This window comes from Desulfatiferula olefinivorans, assembly GCF_054657895.1.
Map to the genome: position 1 here is coordinate 1 of NZ_BAAHXV010000132.1, position 337 is coordinate 337.

The window sequence follows — 337 nt, forward strand, 5'->3', positions numbered from 1 at the left end:
CCGCCATCGACTATCTCCATTCCTCGTTACAATAAATTAATATATAACGAGGAAAAATGCAAGATAAATCGTACAATTGGCTTTATTATCAGGACTATCTACGATTCATCATTACATTTTAACGGGAATTCAGGCTGAACAGGAAAAGGAGCTTCAAAAGGTCATGCGAGACAAATGCCCTGATCAATTAAAGCTATCATTTGCATTGTGAACACGAAAAGCAGTCATGCAGGTCATCAAAGAATTTTGTTCAATCTAAATGCCGATCAGGACAGTTGGTGAATACCTGAACAGGTGGGGATTTACACGTCAACGTCCATTAAAGAAAGCGTATAAG

At 38.3% G+C, this 337-nt stretch carries 1 protein-coding gene; it reads left to right on the top strand.

The window, feature by feature from the left end:
- Nucleotides 1-259: 259 nt before the first annotated feature.
- Nucleotides 260-337 (top strand): winged helix-turn-helix domain-containing protein (locus tag ACYQ11_RS22185; RefSeq protein ID WP_459926019.1); only part of this gene is annotated, 78 nt, incomplete at its 3' end.